Genomic DNA, 350 nt, shown 5'->3' with positions numbered 1-350 from the left:
TATCAGACTCTCATGGTAGTACTTAGCATACAGGCCAATGTTTTTCGCCAGCCGTGTATCCACACCAATTTGTAACGCTAGTTCCGTAAGTGCATCATTATCCCAGTCAAATGATAAAAAGGTCGGGCGAACATCACCTCCCACAAACCAAGTGGTATTAACAAACAAAGGCATATGTAACAAGCCTCGGGCACTGAATCCTGTTCGCTTATAGTCTCCACAGACAGTTTTACTCAACCCCATTGTGATCTCCGCGCCACGCGCTTCTTCGCCTACTCCTTCGACACTAAATCCACGAAAGCCAAGGGTCTTAATATCTGTTTCGAAGCGATGCTTCAGTTCGACTTGCT

1 protein-coding gene is annotated in these 350 nt (G+C 46.0%); it reads right to left on the bottom strand.

All coding sequences use genetic code 11. From position 1 onward, the window contains the following. Positions 1-350, bottom strand: a 350-nt coding sequence (locus A3773_RS18195) for a hypothetical protein (protein WP_197462858.1), incomplete at both ends; no start/stop codon positions are given.

Origin of the sequence: Neptuniibacter pectenicola (assembly GCF_001597735.1) — a bacterium.
GTDB classification, from domain to species: domain Bacteria; phylum Pseudomonadota; class Gammaproteobacteria; order Pseudomonadales; family Balneatricaceae; genus Neptuniibacter; species Neptuniibacter pectenicola.
The sequence above is the reverse complement of the archived record's forward strand: the minus strand, read 5'-3'. Positions and strand labels throughout refer to the sequence as shown.